The 20,781-nt window shown below is 71.7% G+C and carries 22 protein-coding genes and 1 tRNA gene; 11 read left to right on the plus strand and 12 right to left on the minus strand.

The features are described from left to right. Nucleotides 1-78: 78 nt before the first annotated feature. The 3 genes from ACFY9S_RS26520 to ACFY9S_RS26530 are packed head-to-tail and all read left to right on the plus strand — an operon-like array spanning nt 79 to nt 3,135. Nucleotides 79-852, plus strand: a complete 774-nt coding sequence (locus tag ACFY9S_RS26520) for an SDR family NAD(P)-dependent oxidoreductase (protein ID WP_391132581.1) — start codon at nt 79-81, stop codon at nt 850-852. After that, nucleotides 849-2,513, plus strand: coding sequence for an AMP-binding protein (locus ACFY9S_RS26525; protein ID WP_391132583.1), 1,665 nt, complete (start codon nt 849-851; stop codon nt 2,511-2,513). Before ACFY9S_RS26520 ends, ACFY9S_RS26525 begins: the two co-directional genes overlap by 4 nt. A 28-nt stretch (nt 2,514-2,541) precedes the next feature. Beyond that, on the plus strand, nt 2,542-3,135 hold the full coding sequence (locus tag ACFY9S_RS26530) for a TetR/AcrR family transcriptional regulator (protein ID WP_102911776.1): 594 nt from the start codon (nt 2,542-2,544) through the stop codon (nt 3,133-3,135). A 133-nt stretch (nt 3,136-3,268) separates the two neighbouring features. Here ACFY9S_RS26530 and ACFY9S_RS26535 read toward each other — a convergent pair whose 3' ends face one another. Both ACFY9S_RS26535 and ACFY9S_RS26540 read right to left on the minus strand, forming a co-directional pair. Then, nucleotides 3,269-4,483: an acyl-CoA dehydrogenase family protein gene (locus tag ACFY9S_RS26535; RefSeq protein ID WP_391132586.1), complete on the minus strand. Its 1,215-nt coding sequence runs from the start codon at nt 4,481-4,483 to the stop codon at nt 3,269-3,271. A gap of 5 nt (nt 4,484-4,488) precedes the next feature. Next, entirely contained in the window at nt 4,489-5,523 is a 1,035-nt protein-coding gene (locus tag ACFY9S_RS26540; RefSeq protein ID WP_391132588.1) for a phosphotransferase, read from the minus strand. A 198-nt stretch (nt 5,524-5,721) separates the two neighbouring features. On the opposite strand from ACFY9S_RS26540, the gene ACFY9S_RS26545 reads away from it, so the two are divergent. Continuing rightward, nucleotides 5,722-6,666 (plus strand): zinc-binding dehydrogenase, encoded by a 945-nt coding sequence (locus ACFY9S_RS26545; RefSeq protein WP_391132590.1) that lies wholly within the window; start codon nt 5,722-5,724, stop codon nt 6,664-6,666. Between the two features lie 59 nt (nt 6,667-6,725). On the opposite strand, the gene ACFY9S_RS26550 is transcribed toward ACFY9S_RS26545, so the two are convergent. From ACFY9S_RS26550 to ACFY9S_RS26565, 4 genes are all read right to left on the minus strand, one after another. Further along, complete coding sequence (locus ACFY9S_RS26550) at nt 6,726-7,061, minus strand: DUF202 domain-containing protein (protein WP_391132592.1); 336 nt, start codon at nt 7,059-7,061, stop codon at nt 6,726-6,728. After that, entirely contained in the window at nt 7,058-7,450 is a 393-nt protein-coding gene (locus tag ACFY9S_RS26555) for a DUF202 domain-containing protein (RefSeq protein ID WP_391132594.1), read from the minus strand. Before ACFY9S_RS26555 ends, ACFY9S_RS26550 begins: the two co-directional genes overlap by 4 nt. A 10-nt stretch (nt 7,451-7,460) precedes the next feature. Then, complete coding sequence (locus ACFY9S_RS26560) at nt 7,461-8,003, minus strand: NUDIX domain-containing protein (RefSeq protein ID WP_391132596.1); 543 nt, start codon at nt 8,001-8,003, stop codon at nt 7,461-7,463. 201 nt (nt 8,004-8,204) lie between these two features. Then, nucleotides 8,205-9,110 (minus strand): DMT family transporter, encoded by a 906-nt coding sequence (locus ACFY9S_RS26565; RefSeq protein WP_391132598.1) that lies wholly within the window; start codon nt 9,108-9,110, stop codon nt 8,205-8,207. 364 nt (nt 9,111-9,474) lie between these two features. Between ACFY9S_RS26565 and ACFY9S_RS26570 the strand changes: the two genes are divergently transcribed. From ACFY9S_RS26570 to ACFY9S_RS26585, 4 genes are all read left to right on the plus strand, one after another. Continuing rightward, entirely contained in the window at nt 9,475-10,425 is a 951-nt protein-coding gene (locus tag ACFY9S_RS26570) for a hypothetical protein (protein ID WP_391132600.1), read from the plus strand. Nucleotides 10,426-10,459: 34 nt separating this feature from the next. Then, nucleotides 10,460-11,995 carry an APC family permease gene (locus ACFY9S_RS26575; RefSeq protein WP_391132602.1) on the plus strand — a complete coding sequence of 512 codons (1,536 nt, stop codon included), beginning with the start codon at nt 10,460-10,462 and terminating at the stop codon, nt 11,993-11,995. Nucleotides 11,996-12,082: 87 nt separating this feature from the next. After that, the gene (locus tag ACFY9S_RS26580; RefSeq protein WP_391132604.1) at nt 12,083-12,832 is read left to right on the plus strand and encodes a molybdopterin-dependent oxidoreductase; all 750 of its coding nucleotides are present in this window, start codon (nt 12,083-12,085) and stop codon (nt 12,830-12,832) included. Next, nucleotides 12,816-13,439, plus strand: coding sequence for a cytochrome b/b6 domain-containing protein (locus tag ACFY9S_RS26585; RefSeq protein WP_102912533.1), 624 nt, complete (start codon nt 12,816-12,818; stop codon nt 13,437-13,439). Before ACFY9S_RS26580 ends, ACFY9S_RS26585 begins: the two co-directional genes overlap by 17 nt. 75 nt (nt 13,440-13,514) lie before the next feature. Here the strand turns inward: ACFY9S_RS26585 and ACFY9S_RS26590 are convergent, their stop codons facing one another. Genes ACFY9S_RS26590 through ACFY9S_RS26605 form a run of 4 tightly spaced genes read right to left on the minus strand, consistent with a single transcriptional unit; the run spans nt 13,515 to nt 17,316 of the window. Then, nucleotides 13,515-14,546 (minus strand): alcohol dehydrogenase catalytic domain-containing protein, encoded by a 1,032-nt coding sequence (locus ACFY9S_RS26590; RefSeq protein WP_391132606.1) that lies wholly within the window; start codon nt 14,544-14,546, stop codon nt 13,515-13,517. 20 nt (nt 14,547-14,566) lie between these two features. After that, nucleotides 14,567-15,331 carry an SDR family oxidoreductase gene (locus tag ACFY9S_RS26595; protein WP_391132608.1) on the minus strand — a complete coding sequence of 255 codons (765 nt, stop codon included), beginning with the start codon at nt 15,329-15,331 and terminating at the stop codon, nt 14,567-14,569. Between the two features lie 13 nt (nt 15,332-15,344). Then, a complete protein-coding gene (locus ACFY9S_RS26600; RefSeq protein WP_391132610.1) occupies nt 15,345-16,742 on the minus strand; it encodes a gluconate:H+ symporter in 1,398 nt (465 codons plus the stop codon). A 55-nt stretch (nt 16,743-16,797) separates the two neighbouring features. Beyond that, entirely contained in the window at nt 16,798-17,316 is a 519-nt protein-coding gene (locus ACFY9S_RS26605) for a gluconokinase, GntK/IdnK-type (protein ID WP_391132612.1), read from the minus strand. Nucleotides 17,317-17,454: 138 nt separating this feature from the next. On the opposite strand from ACFY9S_RS26605, the gene ACFY9S_RS26610 reads away from it, so the two are divergent. Next, nucleotides 17,455-18,156 (plus strand): FCD domain-containing protein, encoded by a 702-nt coding sequence (locus ACFY9S_RS26610; protein WP_391132614.1) that lies wholly within the window; start codon nt 17,455-17,457, stop codon nt 18,154-18,156. A 64-nt stretch (nt 18,157-18,220) separates the two neighbouring features. Here the strand turns inward: ACFY9S_RS26610 and ACFY9S_RS26615 are convergent, their stop codons facing one another. Together ACFY9S_RS26615 and ACFY9S_RS26620 are read right to left on the minus strand one after the other, a co-directional pair. Beyond that, nucleotides 18,221-18,595: a YchJ family metal-binding protein gene (locus ACFY9S_RS26615; RefSeq protein ID WP_391132616.1), complete on the minus strand. Its 375-nt coding sequence runs from the start codon at nt 18,593-18,595 to the stop codon at nt 18,221-18,223. Between the two features lie 63 nt (nt 18,596-18,658). Beyond that, nucleotides 18,659-18,743: transfer RNA gene (locus tag ACFY9S_RS26620), tRNA-Leu, on the minus strand. 195 nt (nt 18,744-18,938) lie between these two features. Between ACFY9S_RS26620 and ACFY9S_RS26625 the strand changes: the two genes are divergently transcribed. Further along, nucleotides 18,939-20,264, plus strand: a complete 1,326-nt coding sequence (locus ACFY9S_RS26625) for a M20/M25/M40 family metallo-hydrolase (RefSeq protein ID WP_391132617.1) — start codon at nt 18,939-18,941, stop codon at nt 20,262-20,264. Nucleotides 20,265-20,425: 161 nt separating this feature from the next. Then, nucleotides 20,426-20,659, plus strand: a complete 234-nt coding sequence (chpH, locus tag ACFY9S_RS26630; protein ID WP_391132619.1) for a chaplin ChpH — start codon at nt 20,426-20,428, stop codon at nt 20,657-20,659. Nucleotides 20,660-20,781: the final 122 nt, after the last annotated feature.

A 20,781-nucleotide genomic window follows, 5' to 3' on the forward strand; every position in this document is an offset into this window, starting at 1 on the left:
GCGTTGCCGATGCCCCTTCCCTGGTACATACCGACCGGTTAGTCTGGCGCCACTGCAGAGCCGCGACTGAGGAGACCGATGGTGGGAGCCTTTCAAGGGGCCGGAGTCGTTGTCACGGGGGCCGGAGGCGGGATCGGGGCCGCGCTGGCCCGGCGCTTCGCCGCCGAGGGGGCCCGGGTCGTCGTCAATGACCTGGACGCCGGGCGGGCCAAGGGCGTCGCGGACGGGATCGACGGCATCGCCCTGCCCGGCGACGCCTCCGCGATCGTCGCCGACGCCCGGGACGCACTCGGTGGGACCGTCGACGTCTACTGCGCCAACGCCGGTGTCGCCTTCGAGGGCGGGACCGCCGGCGGGCCGCTGGACGAGACGGCCTGGGCCGCCTCCTGGGACGTGAACGTGATGGCCCACGTCCGGGCCGCCCACGCCCTGCTGCCCGCCTGGCTGGAGCGCGGCAGCGGCCGGTTCGTCTCCACCGTGTCCGCCGCCGGGCTGCTCACCATGATCGGGGCGGCGCCGTACGCTGTCACCAAGCACGGCGCGCTCGCCTTCGCCGAGTGGCTGTCGCTGACCTACCGGCACCGCGGCGTGAAGGTCCACGCCGTCTGCCCGCAGGGAGTGCGCACCGACATGCTGGCCGCCACCGGCAGCGCGGGCGACCTGGTGCTCCAGCCGACCGCCATCGAGCCGGAGGCCGTCGCGGACGCCCTGCTCCAGGGCATCGAGGAGGACCGGTTCCTGATCCTGCCGCACCCCGAGGTCGCCGCCTACCACCAGGCCCGGGCGGGTGACCCCGACCGGTGGCTGTCCGGCATGAACCGCATCCAGCAGCAGTGGGAGGAGCGCCGATGACCGTGTCCCGCTACGCGGCCAAGCCCTGGCTCGCCCTGCTCAGCGAGGCGCAGAAGGGCGCGATCAGCCCCGCGGGCTCCCTCGTGACCGCCCTGCGCCGGGCCGTGGCCGAGACGCCCGACAGTGACTTCCTGGCCTACTTCGACGGCCGGCTGACCTATCGGGAGACCGACGAGCTCAGCGACTCCGTCGCCGGGCACCTCGCGGCGCGCGGACTCCGACGCGGCGACCGGGTCGCGGTGCTGCTGCAGAACTCCCCGCACTTCGTGCTCGCCCTGCTGGGCGCGTGGAAGGCGGGCGCGATCGTCGTGCCCGTCAATCCCATGTACAAGTCGGGCGAGGTGTCCCATGTCCTGCGGGACGGCGAGGTCGCCGCGCTCATCTGCTCGGACCGGGCCTGGGAGTCGTATCTGCGCGAAACGGCGGCGGACTCGCCCGTGCGGATCGTGCTCACCGGGTGCGAGCTGGACTTCCAGAGCCGCGGCGACGCGCGCGTGCTCTCCTTCGAGCGCCTGCCGCAGGCCCCGGACGCCGACGACCTGACAGCCGTCGCGCGGGCCGGGCACAAGGCGCCCGAGGACCGGGAACCGGGCGCCTCCGACATCGCGCTGATCAGCTACACCTCCGGCACGAGCGGCGCGCCCAAGGGCGCCACCAACACGCACGGCAACATCATGTACAACGCCGAGCGGCAGCGGACCGGGCTCGGTCTGCCCGAGCGGCCGGTGTACTTCGCGCTGGCGCCGCTGTTCCACATCACCGGCATGGTCTGCCAGCTCGGGGCCTGCCTGAACAGCGCGGGCACCCTCGTACTGGCCTACCGCTTCGAGTCGGGCGTCGTGCTGGACGCGTTCGCCGAGCACCGCCCGCACTACACCGTCGGGCCCTCCACGGCCTTCATGGCGCTGGCCGCCCACCCCTCCGTCACCCCCGACCACTTCTCCTCCTTCCGGGTGATCTCCTCGGGCGGAGCCCCGCTGCCGCCCGCACTGGTGGAGAAGTTCCGGGCCGGCTTCGGGCCGTACATCCGCAACGGCTACGGCCTGACCGAGTGCACCGCACCCTGCGCCTCCGTGCCGCCCGGCCTGGAGGCGCCGGTCGACCCGGCGTCCGGGACCCTCGCCGTGGGGCTGCCCGGCCCCGACACGGTCGTCCGGATCATCGACGACGCCGGCGAAGAGGTGCCCTTCGGCGAGCAGGGCGAGATCGTCGTCGCCGGTCCGCAGGTCGTACCCGGCTACTGGCGCCGCCCCGACGCCACCGCCGCCACCTTCCCCGGCGCCGAACTGCGCACCGGCGACATCGGCTTCATGGACGAGCAGGGCTGGCTCTACGTCGTCGACCGCAAGAAGGACATGATCAACGCGTCCGGCTTCAAGGTGTGGCCGCGCGAGGTCGAGGACGTCCTCTACACGCACCCGGCGGTGCGCGAGGCCGCCGTCGTCGGGGTGCCCGACGGGTATCGCGGCGAGACGGTCAAGGCCTACATCAGCCTGCGTCCGGACGCCGACACGGACCCGGATGCACTAGCCGCCTACTGCAAGGAGAGACTGGCCGCCTACAAATACCCGCGCCAGGTGGAGATCCTGCCGGACTTGCCGAAGACGGCCAGTGGGAAGATCCTCCGTCGGGAGCTTCGTTCCCGTACACGAGGCGACTGACAACAGAACGGAAAGGCAGGTGGCGGCAGTGCCCAGGACCACGGACTCGGACGGCACGCCCGTACCTCAGCGGCTCCTCGCCGCCGCCACCCGGCTCTTCGCCGAGCAGGGCTACGACCGCACCTCGGTGCAGGAGATCGTCGAGGCGGCCGGCGTCACCAAGGGAGCGCTGTACCACTACTTCGGTTCCAAGGACGACCTGCTGCACGAGGTGTACGCGCGCGTCCTGCGCATCCAGCAGGAGCGGCTGGACGCCGTGGCCGGTGCCGACGAGCCGGTCGAGAAGCGGCTGCGGCACGCCGCCGCGGACGTCGTGGTGACGACCATCGAGAACCTCGACGACGCCATGATCTTCTGGCGGTCGATGCACCACCTCAGCCCCGAGAAGGACAAGCAGGTCCGCGCCGAACGCCGCCGTTACCACGAACGCTTCCGCGCGCTCGTGGAGGAGGGCCAGGAGTCGGGCGTCTTCTCCCGGACGACCCCGGCGGACCTCGTGGTCGACTACCACTTCGGCTCGGTCCACCACCTGTCGACGTGGTACCGCCCCGACGGCCCCCTCACACCCCGGCAGGTCGCGGACCACCTGGCCGATCTGCTGCTGCGCGCCCTGCGCCCGTAGCGGCCGCCCCGGCGCCCTGGGGAGCCGTCGGGCGCTCGCAGGTTTCACATCCCGCCCACAACCCGGGGCGGGTCGTCCTCGCCCGCCGGAAACGCACGGGCGGTGGAGGCGATGCCCCACCGCCCGCACCACGTCACAGGTAGCGCTTCAGCTCCCGCCGCGCCAGCGACCGCTGGTGCACCTCGTCCGGCCCGTCCGCGATCATCAGCGTCCGCGCCCCGGCGTACAGCTCCGCCAGCGGGAAGTCCTGGCTCATCCCGCCGGCGCCGTGCAGCTGGATCGCCCGGTCGAGGATGGCCACCACCGCCCGGGGCGTGGCGATCTTGATGGACTGGATCTCGGTGTGCGCGCCCCGGTTCCCCACCGTGTCCATCAGCCACGCGGTCTTCAGCACCAGCAGCCGCAGCTGCTCCACCGTCACCCGCGCGTCCGCGATCCAGTTGTGCACCACACCCTGCTGTGCCAGCGACTTCCCGAACGCGGTCCGCGACACCGCCCGCCGGCACATCAGCTCGATGGCCCGCTCCGCCATGCCGATGAGCCGCATGCAGTGGTGGATCCGTCCGGGACCGAGCCGCGCCTGCGCGATGGCGAAACCGCCACCCTCCTCACCGACCAGGTTCGACACCGGCACACGCGCGTGGTCGAAGGCCACCTCGGCGTGACCGCCGTGGTAGTGGTCCTCGTACCCGAACACCCGCATGGCCCGCTCGATGGTGACGCCCGGGGTGTCGCGCGGCACCAGCACCATCGACTGCTGGCGGCGGATGTCCTCCCCGTCCGGGTCGGTCTTGCCCATCACGATGAAGACCTTGCAGTCGGGGTGCATCGCCCCGGAGATGTACCACTTGCGGCCGGTGACGACGTACTCGTCGCCGTCCCGCTCGATGTGCGTGGTGATGTTGGTGGCGTCGGAGGAGGCCACATCAGGCTCGGTCATCGCGAAAGCCGAGCGGATCTTCCCGGCGAGCAGCGGCTCCAGCCACTGCTTCTGCTGCTGCTCGTCGCCGAACTGGGTGAGCACCTCCATGTTCCCGGTGTCGGGCGCCGCGCAGTTCGTCACCGTCGGCGCCAGCTGCGGGGAGCGGCCCATGATCTCGGCGAGCGGCGCGTACTGGAGGTTCGTCAGCCCGGCCCCGTACTCGGAGTCCGGCAGGAAGAGATTCCACAGGCCCTGCCTGCGGGCCTCGGCTTTGAGCTCCTCCACCACGGGCACGGTCTCCCACGGCGAGGCGAGCCGGGCGCGCTGCTCTTCCGCGACCGCCTCGGCCGGGTAGACGTACTCGTCCATGAAGGCGAGGAGTTTGGCGCGCAGCTCTTCGGTGCGCGCGTCGAAAGCGAAGTCCATGTGGATCAGCCCTCCTGGAGGCCTTCGTGGAGCGTGGTGAGTCCGTGCCGGACGAAGACGGGCACGAGGTCGCCGATGCGGTCGAAGCCGGGCCCGACCGTCTGGCCCAGCGTGTAGCGGTAGTGGATGCCTTCGAGGATCACGGCGAGCTTGAACCAGGCGAACGCCGTGTACCAGGAGACCGCGGAGACGTCGCGCCCGGAGCGCGCGGCGTACCGCTCGATGAGTTCCGACGGTGCCGGATGCCCGGGTGCCTCGGCGGTCGTGGAGACGGGGGACTCGGGCATGCCGAGCGGCATGCTGTACATCACCAGCAGGCCGAGGTCGGTGAGCGGGTCGCCCAGCGTCGACATCTCCCAGTCGAGGATCGCCCGGATCGCGTCGTCCTCGCCGATCAGCACGTTGTCGAGCCGGTAGTCCCCGTGCACGACGGCCGGGGCGGGGGAGCGGGGCAGCTCGCGCCCGAGGGCCGCGTGCAGCTCGTCGATGCCGTCCAGGTCGCGGTTGCGGGAGGCGTCGAGCTGCTTGCCCCAGCGCCGCAGCTGCCGGTCCAGGAAGCCCTCGGGCCGGCCGAAGTCCGCGAGACCCACCTCGCCCGGGTCGACCGCGTGCAGCTCCACCAGCGTGTCGACGAGGTTCAGCACCGCGCCCCGGGTCCGCTCCGGACCGAGCGGGCCGAGCTGGTCGGCGGTGCGGTACGGGGTGCCGTCGACGAACTCCATGACGTAGAACGGCGAGCCGAGCACCTCCTCGTCCTCGCACAGCAGGACCGGCTCCGGGACCGGCACGGCGGTCGGGTGCAGCGCGCTGATCACCCGGTGCTCGCGCTTCATGTCGTGCGCGGTGGCCAGGACATGACCGAGCGGGGGCCGGCGCACGACCCACCGGGAGGCGCCGTCGGAGACCGCGTAGGTGAGGTTCGACCGTCCGCCCTCGATCAGCCGGCCGGACAGCGGGCCGTTCACCAGGCCGGGCCGCTCGCGGTCGAGCAGGCCGCGCAACCGGTCGAGATCCAGTCCGGGCGGATGGTCGGGGCTCATGCGTCGCTCCTACGGGCAGGCGGACAGTTCCCGACTCATGATGCCGACCGGTCGGTATGTCGTCCAGAGCGGGACCGAAACGTGATCGGAGCCACGATAGGCGGACGACGCCCTCCGCGCGGCGCCGGGGAGGTTTCGGCCGGTTCGTTCAAGCCATCCGGCTTGCGCGGCGCGTGGGGAGACTGGAAGGTCGGACCCATGAAGGCCATCAGCTACTCACGGTACGGCGGACCCGAGGTGCTGGCGTTCGGGGAGGTCCGCGATCCGAAGGTCGGCCCGGACGCGGTGCTGGTGAAGGTGCGGGCGGCGGCCGTGAACCCCGTCGACTGGAAGGCCCGCGAGGGCTACCTCGACGGCATCCTCGCCCCCGTCTTCCCCGTGGTGCCCGGCTGGGACCTCTCGGGCGTCGTGGTGCGGCCCGGCGTGGCCGTCTCGGAGTTCGGCGCCGGGGACGAGGTCATCGGGTACGTCCGCGAGGACTTCCTCTCCCGCGGCACCTTCGCCGAGTACGTGGCCGCACCCCTGCGCACCCTCGCGCGCAAGCCGCCCAACCTCTCCTTCGAGGAGGCGGCCGGGCTGCCGCTGGTCGGGCTCACCGCCTACCAGGTGCTGATCGACGTGCTCCAGGTGAAGCGGGGCGAGACCGTCCTGGTGCACGCCGCGGCCGGGGGCGTCGGCTCGATCGCCGTGCAACTCGGCGTCCACCTCGGTGCCCGGGTGATCGGTACGGCGAGCGAGTCCAACCACGACTTCGTGCGGGGCCTCGGCGGGGAGCCGGTGGTGTACGGCGAGGGCCTGGGCGAGCGGGTGCGCGGACTGGCCCCGGAAGGCGTGGACGCCGTCTTCGACACCGTCGGCGGGGACGCGCTGAAGGTGTCGGCGAACCTGCTGGCCCCCGAGGGCCGCCTGGTGTCGATCGCCGACAACGACGTCGTGGCCTACGGAGGCCGCTACTACTTCGTCCGCCCCGACGCGCGGGACCTCCAGCGCCTGGCCGACCTGGCGGAGCAGGGCGTGGTGAGCGTGCACGTCGACGAGACGTTCCCGCTGGAGCGGGCGGCGGACGCGCACCGGTTGAACCAGGAGGGCCGCACCCGCGGCAAGATCGTCGTGACGGTGGACTGGGAGAGCGACGGCGAGTGAGGAGCGGGGACGCGCCTACAAGAGCGGTGCGCCCCCACAACACGAGGAGCGGGGCACCCCTACAGCACGAGGGCGGCCCCGCACACCGCCATCGCCACCGTGCACAGCACCGCGGCCGCCGCGTGCCGGGGCGCGAAAGCCACGGGGGCCGGGGTGGCCGCGAGGGTGCGGACGCGTCGGTGGGCGATGCTCAGGAAGCCCAGCCAGAGCACACAGCACAGCGCGCCCGCCGTGACCCCCGCCGCCGACGCCCCGCCGTGCAGCACGGTCTTCACCGCGAGTACGGCGACGACGGTGCCCGACAGTGTCGTACGCCGCCACGCGAGCCGGGTCCGCTCGGGCTGCAGCCCGGGGTCGCGGTCGGGGTGCTGCCGGCGGGCGGCCGGCGTGCTCACCCCTCCCACCTCACGAGCACCACCAGGACCATGGCGACCGCCACGACCGCGACGACGAGACTCAGCAGCGCCGGGAACCGGGACACCGGCAGGTCCTCGCCCCGGCGCATGGCCCGCTCGCAGCGCACCCAGTGGTTGACGGCCCGCAGCGAGCACAGCACGCCCGCGGCCAGCAGCGCGAGCGCCAGCCCGACCCGCCAGGCCCAGCGCAGGTCCGGCAGGAACTGGTCCACGGCGAAGCCGCCGCCGATCAGCGCGAGCGCGGTGCGCAGCCAGGCCAGGAAGGTGCGTTCGTTGGCCAGCGAGAACCGGTAGTCGGGCGTCTCACCCTCCTTGCGGACCTCCGTCGGCACGAACCACAACCGGACGTTCCGTACGAACTCGATCACGTGCGCGACCCTACCCGGCGCTCCGTCCGGCTCCGTCCGAGCCGTCCGACCGGAACGCCTTGAGCCGCTCGTACGCCGCCAGCCCGTCCGGCACCCACACCCAGTCGGTCAGGCGTCGCTCGACCTCGGCCTCGGGCAGGAAGCCGTACCAGGCCACCTCCTCGGCCTGCGGCCGCACGGGCAGGTCGCAGCGCACCTCGTGGACCGCCGACCACCAGCTCTGGCCGGAGCCGTCGTCGTAGAGGAACGTGAAGAGGTGCCGCGGCTGCGGCAGGCCGCTCACGCCCAGTTCCTCCTCGGCCTCGCGCAGGGCCGCCGTCCCGTAGGACTCGCCCGCGCCGACCACCCCGCCGACGAACATGTCGTAGAGAGAGGGGAAGACCAGCTTGGTGGCGGTGCGCCGGTGCACGAAGATGCGGCCCTCGGCGTCCCGGGCCTGGACGAACACGCAGCGGTGGCGCAGCCCCCGGGCGTAGACCTCGCCGCGGGGGGACTGCCCGATGACCTGGTCGTGCTCGTCCACGATGTCGAGGATCTCGTCGGCGGCGCTCATGCCCTCATCCAAGCAGGGCGCGGACGTCGGCGGGGCGGGGCCGGTCAGGGCAGGGGTGGGGTTCGGCGGGGTGTGGCCAGTGTCCGGCCCGGCGCGGGCGGTCGGCGGAGCGCGACCGGTCAGGGCAGAGGACGGCGGGGGTGTGGCCACCGTCTCCGGTCCGGCGCGGGCGGTCGGCGGAGCGCGACCGGTCCGGCCCCGTCAGGGCGAGGCCGGGCTCACCGCGGGTGCGGCCACCCGTGCCCGCTCCGGCGCCCCCTGCGGCATCGCCGGGTGCAGACCCAGCAGCACGATCCCGGCGACCACGGCCAGCAGACCACCGGCCTCCCAGCTCAGGGCCATCGCGTCCGTGCGCAGCCGGTCGCCGAGAAAGCCGACGCCGCAGACGATGCCGGCGAGCGGCTGCGCCGCGGTCAGGGCGGGCAGCGACTTGCGCAGGGACGCGGTCTCGAACGCGCTCTGCACGAGTACCAGCCCCGTGACGCCCAGCGCGAGCACCGCGTACGGTTCCCAGCCGGTGAGCAGCTCGGCGAAGCCGCCTTCGGAGACCTTCTGTCCGCTGACCCGGGTCAGCGCGTCCTGCACGCCGTAGAGCAGTCCGGCGGCCAGTGCCAGCAGGACGGGGCCCGAGCTGAGGCGGGAGCGCTTGCCGTGCGCGGTGAGCAGCAGGGCGAGGCCGATCATGACCCCGATGATCATCCACTGCCGCACCGGATCGGCCGTCGCGGCACCGCCCTCCGGCCGGCCCGCCACGATGAACGCCGTGACTCCGCCGGCCAGCAGGAGGAGGCCCGCCCAGCCCTGGCGGCCCAGTGGCTGCCGGGTCTGCTTGCGGGAGAGCGCGAGAGCGAAGAGCAGGTTCGTCGCCAGCAGCGGCTCCACCAGCGACAGCTCACCCTGCCCCAGTGCGGCGGCGCCGAGCCCCATGCCGGCCACCATCAGCGCGATGCCGCCGAGCCAGCGCGGAACCTTCACGAGGTCGATCAGCAGACGGAAGGAGAGGAAGTCGCTCAGTGGGGCACGCTGAGCCGCGTTCTGCTGGAGGACGAAGCCGAAGCCCAGACAGCAGGCGGCGCCCAGGGCGAGCGCCAGTACAAGAACCGACACGCGGTGTACCTCGATCGTCAGGTCGGGTCACGGTTGCGTAAGGGCCGACTGTACCGGCCGGCTCCGCCCGGCGCGCCCGTACGTCATGCCATCGTCGGGGGCGGCGACAGCCCGCGCTATGACGTACGTCACACGGGGCGAATCGGAAAAATCGGATGCTGCTCACGCCGGTCTCTCCTGTCTCTCGGATCACAAGATCCTCACAAGTGGCGGGAGTTGACGCGTGTAACGCCCCGGCGGCTCTTGACGGCGACCATTGGCTGGGGGTTGGCTGTGTGTGATCAGTTCATGGCGATGCGCACACCCGCGCTCCCTCTGCCGCCGTGAGCCGAAACACCAGAAGAGTGCGTGAGGAAGTCCCGCGGTGTCCCCACCCCCGCCTCCCCTCGGCCGTGGCCGCAGACGCGCCGCACAGGCCTTCGACGAGGCCCTCGACGACGCCGACCTCATGGCCGCGCGCACCGCACTGGTGCAGGGCCGCTGGCAGAACGCCCGTTCCCTGCTGGTGCACACCGGGGACGACTGGGACCGGCGCGGCCACCGCGTCACCGTCCTCGCGCGGGAATCCTCCTGCGCCGCGTGGGCCCGGGAGTGGCTGCTCGCCGAACCCGAGTCCGCCGACGCCTCCGTGCTGCTCGCCCTCGCCCAGGTCCGGCGCGCCCTGCACGGCAAGGCCAAGCCGGTCCGTGCCCGCGAGGCCTGCCGGACCGCCGTGGACCGTGTCCCAGCCGACCCCACCCCCTGGCTCGGCCTGCTCCTGCTGGAGTGCGCGGCCGGCACCGACCAGGACGTGGTCCGGGCCTTCGAGCAGGTCCGAGCCCGGTACGCCGACCACCACCACGCCCACCACCTGATGATCGCCCGGCTCGCCGCACGCCGCACGGAGTCCGGCCCGGACCCGCTGCACGAGGTCTACGACTTCGCCGGCTGGGCCGCCGAGCAGGCGCCCGCCGACTCACCGCTCGCGATCCTGCCGGTCATCGCGCACGCCGAGCGCTACCGCGTGCTGGCCGCCGCCGGGCACGAACCCGCCGACCCGGCCGCCTCCGGTCACTGGACGGGCCGCCGCGCCCGGCAGGTCATGAAGGCCGCCTTCGACTGGTGGCTGGAGTGGGAGCTGGAGGGGCACCCGCGGCGGCTGATCGACCTGAACTTCCTGGCCCACGCCAAGTTCTGCGAGGGGCGGGGCGCCGAGGCCGCCGCCCTGTTCCACCGGATCGGCCGTCACGCCACCCCGGCGCCCTGGTCGTACCCGGACCGCGACCCGCACACCGCCTTCGCCGCCGCCCGTGCGGCCGCGCTCGGCACGGCCTGACACCCCCGACCCGAAGAGTGAGGACGCTCCCCCGATGACCACGGACAGTTCGCGAACGAGCACGACCGCCGCCGGCGGCATCAGTACGTTCAAGGGGGAGGAGCGTGCCCTGCGCGCCGACCGGCTCGGCACCGGGGGTCTGCTGCTCTCCGTCCTCGCCGCGACCGCCCCGCTCATGGTCGTCGCGGGTGTCATGCCCACTACATTCGCGGTGATGGGCATCGTCGGCCAGCCGCTGCTCTTCGTCGTCCTCGGCGTCGTCCTGATCCTGTTCAGCATCGGATACGCCGAGATGAGCCGCCACGTCCACAACGCGGGCGCCTTCTACGCGTACATCTCCCGTGGCCTCGGCGGCACCGCAGGCGCGGGCGCCGCCCTGGTGGCCCTCGTCGCCTACAACGCGCTCCAGGTCGGCATCTACGGCATCTTCGGCTTCGAGGTCTCCGGGCTCCTGAACACCTACGCCGACGTGGAGATCGCCTGGTGGATACCGGCGCTCGTGGCCGCGATCGCCGTCGGGCTGCTGGGCTGGCTCAAGATCGACGTCAATGCCCGGGTGCTGGGTGTGCTGCTGGTCATCGAGGTGCTCCTCGTCGTCATCTTCGACATCGCCGCGATCGCCGACCCCGCCAAGGAGGGCCTGTCCCTGCACGCCTTCAACCCCGACACCCTCACCGGCGCGGGCGTCGGCACCGCGCTGTGCTTCTGCATCGCCGCGTTCCTCGGCTTCGAGCAGGCCCCGGTGTACGCGGAGGAGACCAGCCGCCCCCACGTCCTGGTGCCGCGCGTGATGTTCCTCGCCGTCGGCGGGGTCGCCGTCTTCTTCGCGCTGAGCAGCTGGGCCCTCACCGTGGCCACCGGCCCCTCCGCCATCGTCGGCACATCCCAGAAGCAGAGCGCCGGGCTGCTGTTCTTCCTCACCGAGTCCCGCCTCGGCGGCACCTTCACGGACGTCCTCCACATCCTGTTCGTCACCGGCATGTTCGCCGCGCTGCTCAGCTTCCACAACGTCGTCGCCCGCTACGCCTTCGCCATGGGCCGCGAAGGCCTGCTGCCCGCCGCCTTCGGCCGCACCAGCGGCAGCAGCGGCGCCCCGGGCACCGGCTCGCTGCTCCAGACCGTCGTGGCCGTGGTGGTCGTGGTCGCCTTCGCGATCGCCGACGACAAGCCGGCCGGCGACCCGACCGCACCCGTCCTGCAGCTGTTCACCTGGTTCGGCAACATCGGCGCCCTCGGCGTGATCGTGCTGATGGCGGCGGCGTCCCTGTCCGTCGTCGTCTTCTTCGTCCGCCGCGGCGCCGCCGGCGCCCAGGCCTGGCGGCTCGTCACGTCCGGGCTGGCGGGCATCGCCCTGCTGGTGATCGCCGGCTACACGGTGAAGGACTTCGAGGTGCTGGTCGGCGCCGGCCCCGACTCGTCGCTGAGCTGGGTGCTGCCCGGCGTCATCGGCCTGGCCGCGCTCGCCGGTGTCGTCCTCGGCCTGGTGCTGCGCGCCCGCGCCCCCGAGAAGCACGCCCGGATCGGCCTCGGCAACGAGGCGTTCCAGCTGGACAAGGCGGCCTCCTCCTGAGGCGGCCCGCGTAAGAAGTGGTTACGGAAATCTGACGAGCACCCGCGATCCCTGTCGTACCGGGGCCGCGGGTGTTCGAATGAGTACGTGAATGAGGACGTACCCAAGGGTGTGAACGACGAGCACCCTGATCAGCGGGGCACCCCGGTCGGCCGCCGCGTCTTCCTCGGCACCCTCGCCCTGGGCGCCGCCGGCGTCGTCGCCGCGCCCCCGCTGCAACGCGGCCTGGAGGCCTTCCTCGGCGGAGCGGCCGACAAGGACCCCACGGGCCTGACCGGCCTGCTCCCCAACGGGGGAGGCTTCCGCTACTACTCGGTCGCCTCGTCCGTCCCGCGCAAGAACGCCGACACCTACCGCCTCACCGTGGACGGCCTGGTCGACCGCCCCACGGCCTACACCCTCGACGACCTCGAGGCACTGCCCCAGACCCGGCTGGTCCGCGACGTCCAGTGCGTCACGGGCTGGCGCGTTCCCGACACGCCCTTCGAGGGCGTACGCCTGTCCCGGCTCCTGGACGCCGCCCGGGTCCGCCCCACGGCCAAGGCCGTCCGCTTCACCTGCTTCGACGGCACGTACACCGAGAGCCTCACCCTCGCCCAGGCCCGCCGCGCGGACGTCCTGGTCGCCCTGCGCATGCAGGACAAGGGTCTGAGCCACTCCCACGGCGGCCCGGTCCGCCTCTACGTGGCGCCCATGTACTTCTACAAGTCCGCCAAGTGGCTCTCCGGCATCACCGTCACCGACGAGGTCAGGCCGGGCTACTGGGAGGAGCGCGGCTACGACGTCGACGCCTGGGTGGGACGCTCGAACGGACGGGACGATGACCCTACGAGCTGACGCACCACCGGCCACCGTCGACGTCCGCCGCTTCACCACCGTGCAGCGCTGGATCCACCGCACCACGGCCGCGCTGATGGGCATCTGCCTCCTGACGGCGGCCTGCCTCTACGTTCCCCAGCTCGCCGAACTCGTCGGCCGCCGCGCCCTGGTCGTCACCCTGCACCAGTGGGCCGGCCTCGCCCTGCCCGTCCCCGTCCTGGCCGGCCTCGCCTCCCGGGCGTTCCGCGCCGACCTGGGCCGCCTCAACCGCTTCGGCCCGCACGACCGCACCTGGCTGCGCGCCGCCCTGCGCCGCGACCGGCGCCACGCGTCCCGCCCCGCGGCCAAGTTCAACGCCGGGCAGAAGCTCTACGCCTCCTGGATCGCCGGCGCCACGCTGGTCATGCTCGCCACGGGCCTGATGATGTGGTTCACCCACCTCACCCCCCTGCTCTGGCGCACCAGCGCCACCTTCGTCCACGACTGGCTGGCCCTCACCATCGGCATCGTCCTGGCCGGCCACATCGGCATGGCCCTGGCGGACCCGGAGTCCAGAAGGGGCATGCGCACGGGCAGGGTGAGCAGCCAGTGGGCAGACCGGGAACACCCCTTGTGGCGCCCGTAGGTACGGCGCCTCAGGGGCGCGGGGAACGGCGCGAACACCCCCGACGCACCCGCGGACGCACGACGGCAGGCCCCGCTACGGCGACTGGGCGAATCCCAACAACACCTTGCACGACCGACTCCGATCAGCGGCCAGGGCGAAAGCCGACTCGGCCTCCGCCACGGAAACCACCGCACTGATCAGCCCGTCGAACGCCGGCTCCCCGGCCAGCAACGCCAGCGCGTCATCGAACTCCCCGTCGAAGCGGAACGCTCCGCGCAACTCGATCTCCCGGCTCACCACAAGGTTCCCCGCAAACTGACTCTGCCCCGGCGGCAGCATTCCCAGCTGCACCACGACCCCACCACGCCGCACCCGCCGCAGACACGCGTCGAGCCCCGCGGCCACCCCGGAGGCCTCGATGGCCACATCGACTTCGTCCGGCCACCCACGGTCATCGGGATCATCGGCCCGTACGAGACTCCCGGCCCCGGCGATCCGCCCGTACGCGAGCGCCTCGGGAACCAGATCCGTCACCGTCACGTGCGCGGCACCCGCCGCCTTCGCCGCCGCGACCACCAGACACCCGATGGGCCCGGCACCGGTCACCAGAACATGCCGCCCGGTTACCTCCCCTGCCCGCCGCACCGCGTGCAGCGCTACGGACAGCGGCTCGGCGAGCGCCGCCCTGCGCAGCCCCAGACCGTCCGGCAACGCCCGCAACTGCTCGCAGGGCACGACCACCCGGGCCGCGAAGCCGCCCTGCACATGCGGGAAGCGCGCGGCACTGCCCAGATAGCGGGTATCACGGCACACATTGCGGCGCCCGCCCTCGCACTCCGGGCACACCCCGCACGGGGTCGCCGGATGCACGGCGACGGCGGTGCCCGGAGCCGGGCCCGCGGCACCGGGGCCGTACTCCACCACCGTCCCGACCACCTCGTGCCCGAGCACCATCGGCTCCCGCAGCCGGAAGTCACCGACCCCGCCGTGCCGCCAGTAGTGCAGATCGGACCCGCACACCCCGCCGTACCGCACGGCGACCAGCGCCTGCCCCGGCCCGGGCTCCGGCACCGGCAGCTCCGCCACCCGCAGGTTGCCCTGACCGTGGATCACACACCCCAGCATCACAGCCGCCTCCCGGCACGTCACAGCACGCTCGTCATACCGCCGTCGACATACAGCACCTGCCCGCTGACGAAGTCCGCCGCCGGGGAGGCGAGGAACAGCAACCCGCCCACCAGGTCCTGGGTACGGCCCCAGCGCCCGGCCGGCGTACGCCGCCGCACCCAGGAGCTGAACTCCTCGTCCTCCACCAGCGGCCGGGTCAGCTCGGTCTCGATGTAGCCCGGGCCGAGCCCGTTGACCTGAACACCGCTCGGACCCCAGTCGGCGCACATGCCCTTGGTGAGCATCTTCAGCGCGCCCTTGGTGGCGGCGTACGGCGCGATCCCCGGCCGTACCACCTCGCTCTGCAGCGAGCAGATGTTGATGATCTTCCCGTGGCCGCGTCCCGTCATCCGCCGCGCCGCCTCACGGCCGACCAGAAAGGCACTGGTCAGATTGGTGTCCAGGATGCGGTGCCAGTCGGAGTCGGTGAACTCCAGCAGCGGGGCCCGCAGTTGCATGCCCGCGTTGTTGACGAGGATGTCGAGCGGGCCCACCCGCTCCTCGACATCGGCGACCCCCGAGGCCACCGAGGGTCCGTCCGTCACGTCGAACGCGGCCGTGTGCACCCGGTCGCCCGGCAGCCCGGCGGCGGCCTCGGCGAGCCGGTCCTTGTCGCGCCCGTTCAGGACGACCGTGCAGCCGGCCTCCGCCAGAGCGCGCGCGAAGGCGAGTCCGATGCCCCGGCTGGAGCCGGTGACCAGGGCCGTACGGCCGCCGATGTCGAAGAGGGGATGAGCCGTCATCGCCGCAGCACTCCTAGATCACGAGGGACAACAGCAGGACGATGCCGCCGGCGACCACCGAGATGATCGTCTCCATGACGGACCAGGTCTTGATGTTCTGGCCGACACTCAGCCCGAAGTACTCCTTCACCATCCAGAACCCGGCGTCGTTGACATGGCTGAAGAAGAGCGAACCGGCGCCGATGGCCAGGACCAGGAGGGCCGCGTGCGTGCTCGACATGTCCGCCGCGAGCGGGGCGACCAGACCGGCGGCCGAGACCGTGGCGACCGTCGCCGAACCGGTCGCGAGGCGGATCACCACCGCGATCAGCCAGGCCAGCAGCAGCGCGGGGATCGCCCAGTCCTCGGAGATGTCCAGGACCATCTGGCCCACACCGGTGTCGATCAGCGTCTGCTTGAAGCCGCCACCCGCGCCGACGATCAGCAGGATCCCCGCGATCGGCATGAGGCTCTTCTCGACGAGCGGCGATATCCGCTCCTTGGAGAACCCGGCGGGCCGCAGCAGCGTGAAGATGCCGACCAGCACCGAGGCGAGCAGCGCGATCATCGGGGCGCCGACCACGTCGAAGACGCGCTGGACGAGGTTCTCCGGGTCGTCGATGACGATGTCGACGAGCGCCTTGGCCAGCATGAGGATCACCGGCAGCAGGACCGTGAACAGCGTGGCACCGAAGCCGGGGCGCTTGTCGAGCTCCTCGGAGGCGCGCTGCGGGATCATCTTCTCGGGGGCGGGCACGTCGACCCAGCGGGCCGCGTACTTCGAGAACACCGGACCGGCGATGATCACGGTGGGGATGGCGACGAGGACACCGAGCGCCAGGGTGATGCCGAGGTCGGCGCCGACCGCGTCGATCGCGACCAGCGGGCCGGGGTGCGGCGGGACCAGGCCGTGCATCACGGACAGACCCGCGAGCGCCGGGATGCCGATGCGCATCAGCGAGTAGTTGCCGCGCTTGGCGACCATCAGCACGACCGGGATCAGCAGCACGATGCCGACCTCGAAGAACAGCGGCAGGCCGATCACGGAGGCGATCAGCACCATCGCCCACGGCATCGACCGCCCGCCGGCCTTCTCCAGGATGGTGTCGACGATCTGGTCGGCGCCGCCGGAGTCGGCGAGCATCTTGCCGAGGATCGCCCCGAGGGCGATCAGCACACCGACGCCCGCGACCGTGGTGCCGAGGCCGGCGCTGAAGCTGGTGAGCACCTTGTCCAGCGGCGCCCCGGCGATCGCGCCGAGCGTCAGCGACCCGATGGTCAGTGCCAGGAAGGCGTGCAGTTTGAACTTCGTGATGAGCAGGACGATGACGGCGATGCCCGCCAGGACGGCGATGCCCAGCTGAGCGTGGCCGGCCGAGGTGATCGGCTCGGGTGCGTCCGCTGCCAGCATCTCGACGCTGAGTCTGGTCACGGTGGGTTCCCTTGCGTTGGGGAGAAGGGGAGGGGAAGGGGGAAACCGCCAGGGGCTACTGGACGGGCTCGGGGAGGTCCCGCAGGGCGTGCGCCGCCCGCTCGGTGATCTCCTCCGGGCCTCCCGCGACGTCCACCCCGACCCCCGCCTCGTCCGCCGCGAGGGGCTGGAGCGTGGCGAACTGGGAGTCGAGCAGCGCCGTGGGCATGAAATGCCCCTGCCGATGCGACATCCGGTCCTCGATCAGCGCGCGGTCACCCGTGAGGTGCACGAAGACCACGCCGGGCGCGGCGGCCCGCAGCCGGTCGCGGTACGACCGCTTCAGTGCCGAGCAGCTGACCACTCCGCCGTGCCCCGCCCGCCCGTGCGCCCACGTGCCGATGGCGTCGAGCCAGGGCAGGCGGTCCTCGTCGGTGAGCGGGGTACCGGCCGACATCTTGTCGATGTTGGCCTGCGGGTGGAAGTCGTCGCCCTCGGCGTACGGAACGCCGAGCCGGGCCGCGAGCAGGGGACCGATGGTGGTCTTGCCGGTGCCCGCTACGCCCATGACCACGACGACATGGGGGGTGTTCATCGCTGCCTCACTGTCTGCTGTCCGAGGTCGACACGTGATGTCGACGCAACTGAAACCCATTAGGTAGGACGAATTCAAGAGGTCGTCATGAATAAGTCTGACTTTTTGTCTCCGTGATCTACCCCGTACGCTGAGTGCATGAGCACAGCGGGCCGGGGGCTGCACGGCCACGTACTGGACACCCTCGGCCCCGAGATCACGGCGGGTGAGTACCCGCCGGGAAGCGTCCTGCGTACCGACGAACTCGCCCAGCGTTTCGACGTGTCCCGCTCCGTGATGCGCGAGGCGGTCCGCGTCCTGGAGTCCATGTACCTGGTCGAGTCCCGCCGCCGCGTCGGCGTGACGGTCCGCCCGAAGTCCGAGTGGAACGTCTACGACCCGCAGGTCATCCGCTGGCGTCTGGCCGGCGCCGACCGCCCCCGGCAGCTGCGGTCCCTCACGGTGCTGCGCTCGGCGATCGAACCCGTCGCGGCCGGCCTGGCCGCCCGGCACGCCACGTCCGAGCAGTGCGCCGCACTCACCGAGTGCGCCCTCGGCATGGTCGCCCACTCACGCGGTCACAAACTGGAGGGCTACCTCCTGCACGACGTGGCTTTCCACCGCGTCGTCCTGGAGGCCTCCGGCAACGAGATGTTCGCCCGCCTCGGTGACGTCGTGGCCGAGGTCCTGACCGGCCGCACCCAGCACGACGTGATGTTCGAGGACCCCGACCCGGCGGCCGTCACCCTGCACGTGCAGGTCGCCGAAGCGGTCCGCGCGGGCGACGCAGGCCGCGCGGAGGAACTGACCCGCGAGATCACGGTCGGCGCCCTCCAGGAACTCGACATTCTGGCGCCGTAGCAGCGACTCGGCGATCGCCGCCGTCGCCTCGCGCATGCCGGCGGCCGGGGGTGACCGGCCCTCCCTAGGCCGGAAACTCGCCGTCGACGTAGACCCAGGCCCCGTCGACCCGCTCGAAGCCGCTCCGCTCGTGCAGCGAGCCACCCCGGTACGACGCCCGGAACTCCACGGTCCCGGTGTGGTGGAACGCGGATCCGCCGGTCGTCCCCAGGATCTCCAGCCCGGTCCACTTCATCCCCGGATCCAGCTCCAGCGTCCCGGGCCGCGTCCTCGGATGCCAGGTCCGCAGCAGATATCCGGCGTCCCCCTTCACGAAGGCGCAGTACCGCGACCGCATCAGCGCCTCCGCGGTCGGCGCGGCGGCGGCCCCGAAGTGGTAGCGGCCGCAGCAGGCCTCATAGGCCTCGGGGAGCCCGCAGGGGCAGGAACGCCTGGTCATGGTCACCTCTCCGCGGCAACGCACAAGGGCCGTGACCTCGCGGTCACGGCCCTCAGCCTCATGTGTCCGAGGGGGGACTTGAACCCCCACGCCCGATAAAGGGCACTAGCACCTCAAGCTAGCGCGTCTGCCATTCCGCCACCCGGACAAGGTGTCTGTCGCGCGGGTTCTCCCCGCGGCGACGACGTAAACATTACCAGGCTCTCGGGGGTGGCCGATCACCCCCCGTCGGCGTCCGGCCGGGCGTGAACGGCGTGTGACGGGCCCGGAGCGCTCTTGGGGTGTGGGCCGGGGAGAGGGAGGATGAGGGGGACCCACCAGCAGTGACACCGGGAGGAAGCACGTGAGCGAGACGGACACGGCCAGGAGCGTCACCGGCGAGGACGAGGTCGTGGACCTCTGCCGCGAGCTGATCCAGATCGACACCAGCAACTACGGCGACCACTCGGGTCCCGGTGAGCGGAAGGCGGCCGAGTACGTCGCCGAGAAGCTCGCCGAGGTCGGGCTCGAACCGCAGATCTTCGAGTCCCACCCGGGCCGCGCCTCCACGGTGGCCCGGATCGAGGGCGAGGACCCCTCCCGGCCCGCGCTCCTCATCCACGGCCACACCGACGTCGTGCCGGCCAACGCCGACGACTGGACCCACCACCCCTTCTCCGGCGAGGTCGCCGACGGCTGCGTGTGGGGCCGCGGGGCCGTCGACATGAAGGACATGGACGCGATGACCCTCGCGGTCGTCCGCGACCGGCTGCGCAGCGGGCGCAAGCCCCCGCGCGACATCGTCCTCGCGTTCCTCGCCGACGAGGAGGCCGGCGGCACGTACGGCGCCAAGCACCTCGTGCGCAACCACCCCGGCCTGTTCGAGGGCGTCACCGAGGCGATCAGCGAGGTGGGCGGATTCTCCTTCACCGTGAGCGAGCAGCGGCGGCTGTACCTCATCCAGACGGCCGAGAAGGGCATGCACTGGATGAAGCTCACCGTGGCCGGCACGGCAGGGCACGGGTCGATGATCCACCGGGACAACGCGATCACCGAGCTGTCGGAGGCCGTCGCACGGCTGGGGCGGCACAAGTTCCCGGTGCGGGTCACCAAGACCACCCGCGCCTTCCTCGACGAGCTCGGTGACGCGTTCGGCACCGAACTCGACCCGGAGGACATGGAGTCGACCCTCGCGAAGCTCGGCGGCATCGCCAAGCTCATCGGCGCGACCCTGAGCAACACGGCCAACCCCACGCAGCTCGGTGCCGGTTACAAGGTCAACGTCATCCCGGGCGAGGCGACCGCCCACATCGACGGACGGTTCCTGCCCGGCCACGAGGAGGAGTTCCTCACCGACCTCGACCGGATCCTCGGCCCGAAGGTGCGGCGCGAGGACGTCCACGCCGACAAGGCCGTCGAGACCACCTTCGACGGGGCGCTCGTCGGGGCGATGCAGTCCGCGCTGCTGGCCGAGGACCCGACCGCCAAGGCGATCCCCTACATGCTCTCCGGCGGGACGGACGCGAAGTCCTTCGACGACCTGGGCATCCGCGGGTTCGGCTTCGTGCCGCTGAAGCTGCCGCCGGAGCTGGACTTCGCCGGCATGTTCCACGGCGTGGACGAGCGGGTGCCGGTGGAGGGCCTGCAGTTCGGCGTGCGGGTGCTCGACCGCTTCATCGACGCGTCCTGAAACCCAGCCCGCGGGACGGTGGCATGACGGCGGTATTCGCTCGCGCGTGCGGAATCGACTGGGAAGAGTGAATGCGACCATAAGCTCGTAGCCTCATTACTCCCTCCTCGTTACAGGTAATGCGATCGCAAGATGGGTCGCTTTGCCAACTAGGAGGAATAATGATCAAGAAGGTCGTCGCTGCTGCGGCTGCCACCGGTGGGCTGGTTCTCGCGGGCGCGGGCCTGGCCGTCGCCGACTCGGGTGCTCAGGGTGCCGCCGTGCACTCCCCGGGCGTCCTGTCCGGCAACGTTGTCCAGGTGCCCGTTCACGTCCCGGTGAACGTCTGCGGCAACACGGTCTCCGTGATCGGTCTGCTGAACCCCGCCTTCGGCAACGTCTGCATCAACAAGTGATGCTTCCCCCTCGCTGAGGGGAGTCCAAAGCCATCGGTCCCGGAGCGCGCGCCATGCGCTCCGGGACCGAACGCTTCTTTCGGGGAATTCGAGAAGAATTCGAGACACGGTCGAAGGCAGGT

It is taken from the genome of Streptomyces sp. NPDC012474 (genome assembly GCF_042955185.1).
Lineage (GTDB): Bacteria > Actinomycetota > Actinomycetes > Streptomycetales > Streptomycetaceae > Streptomyces > Streptomyces cahuitamycinicus.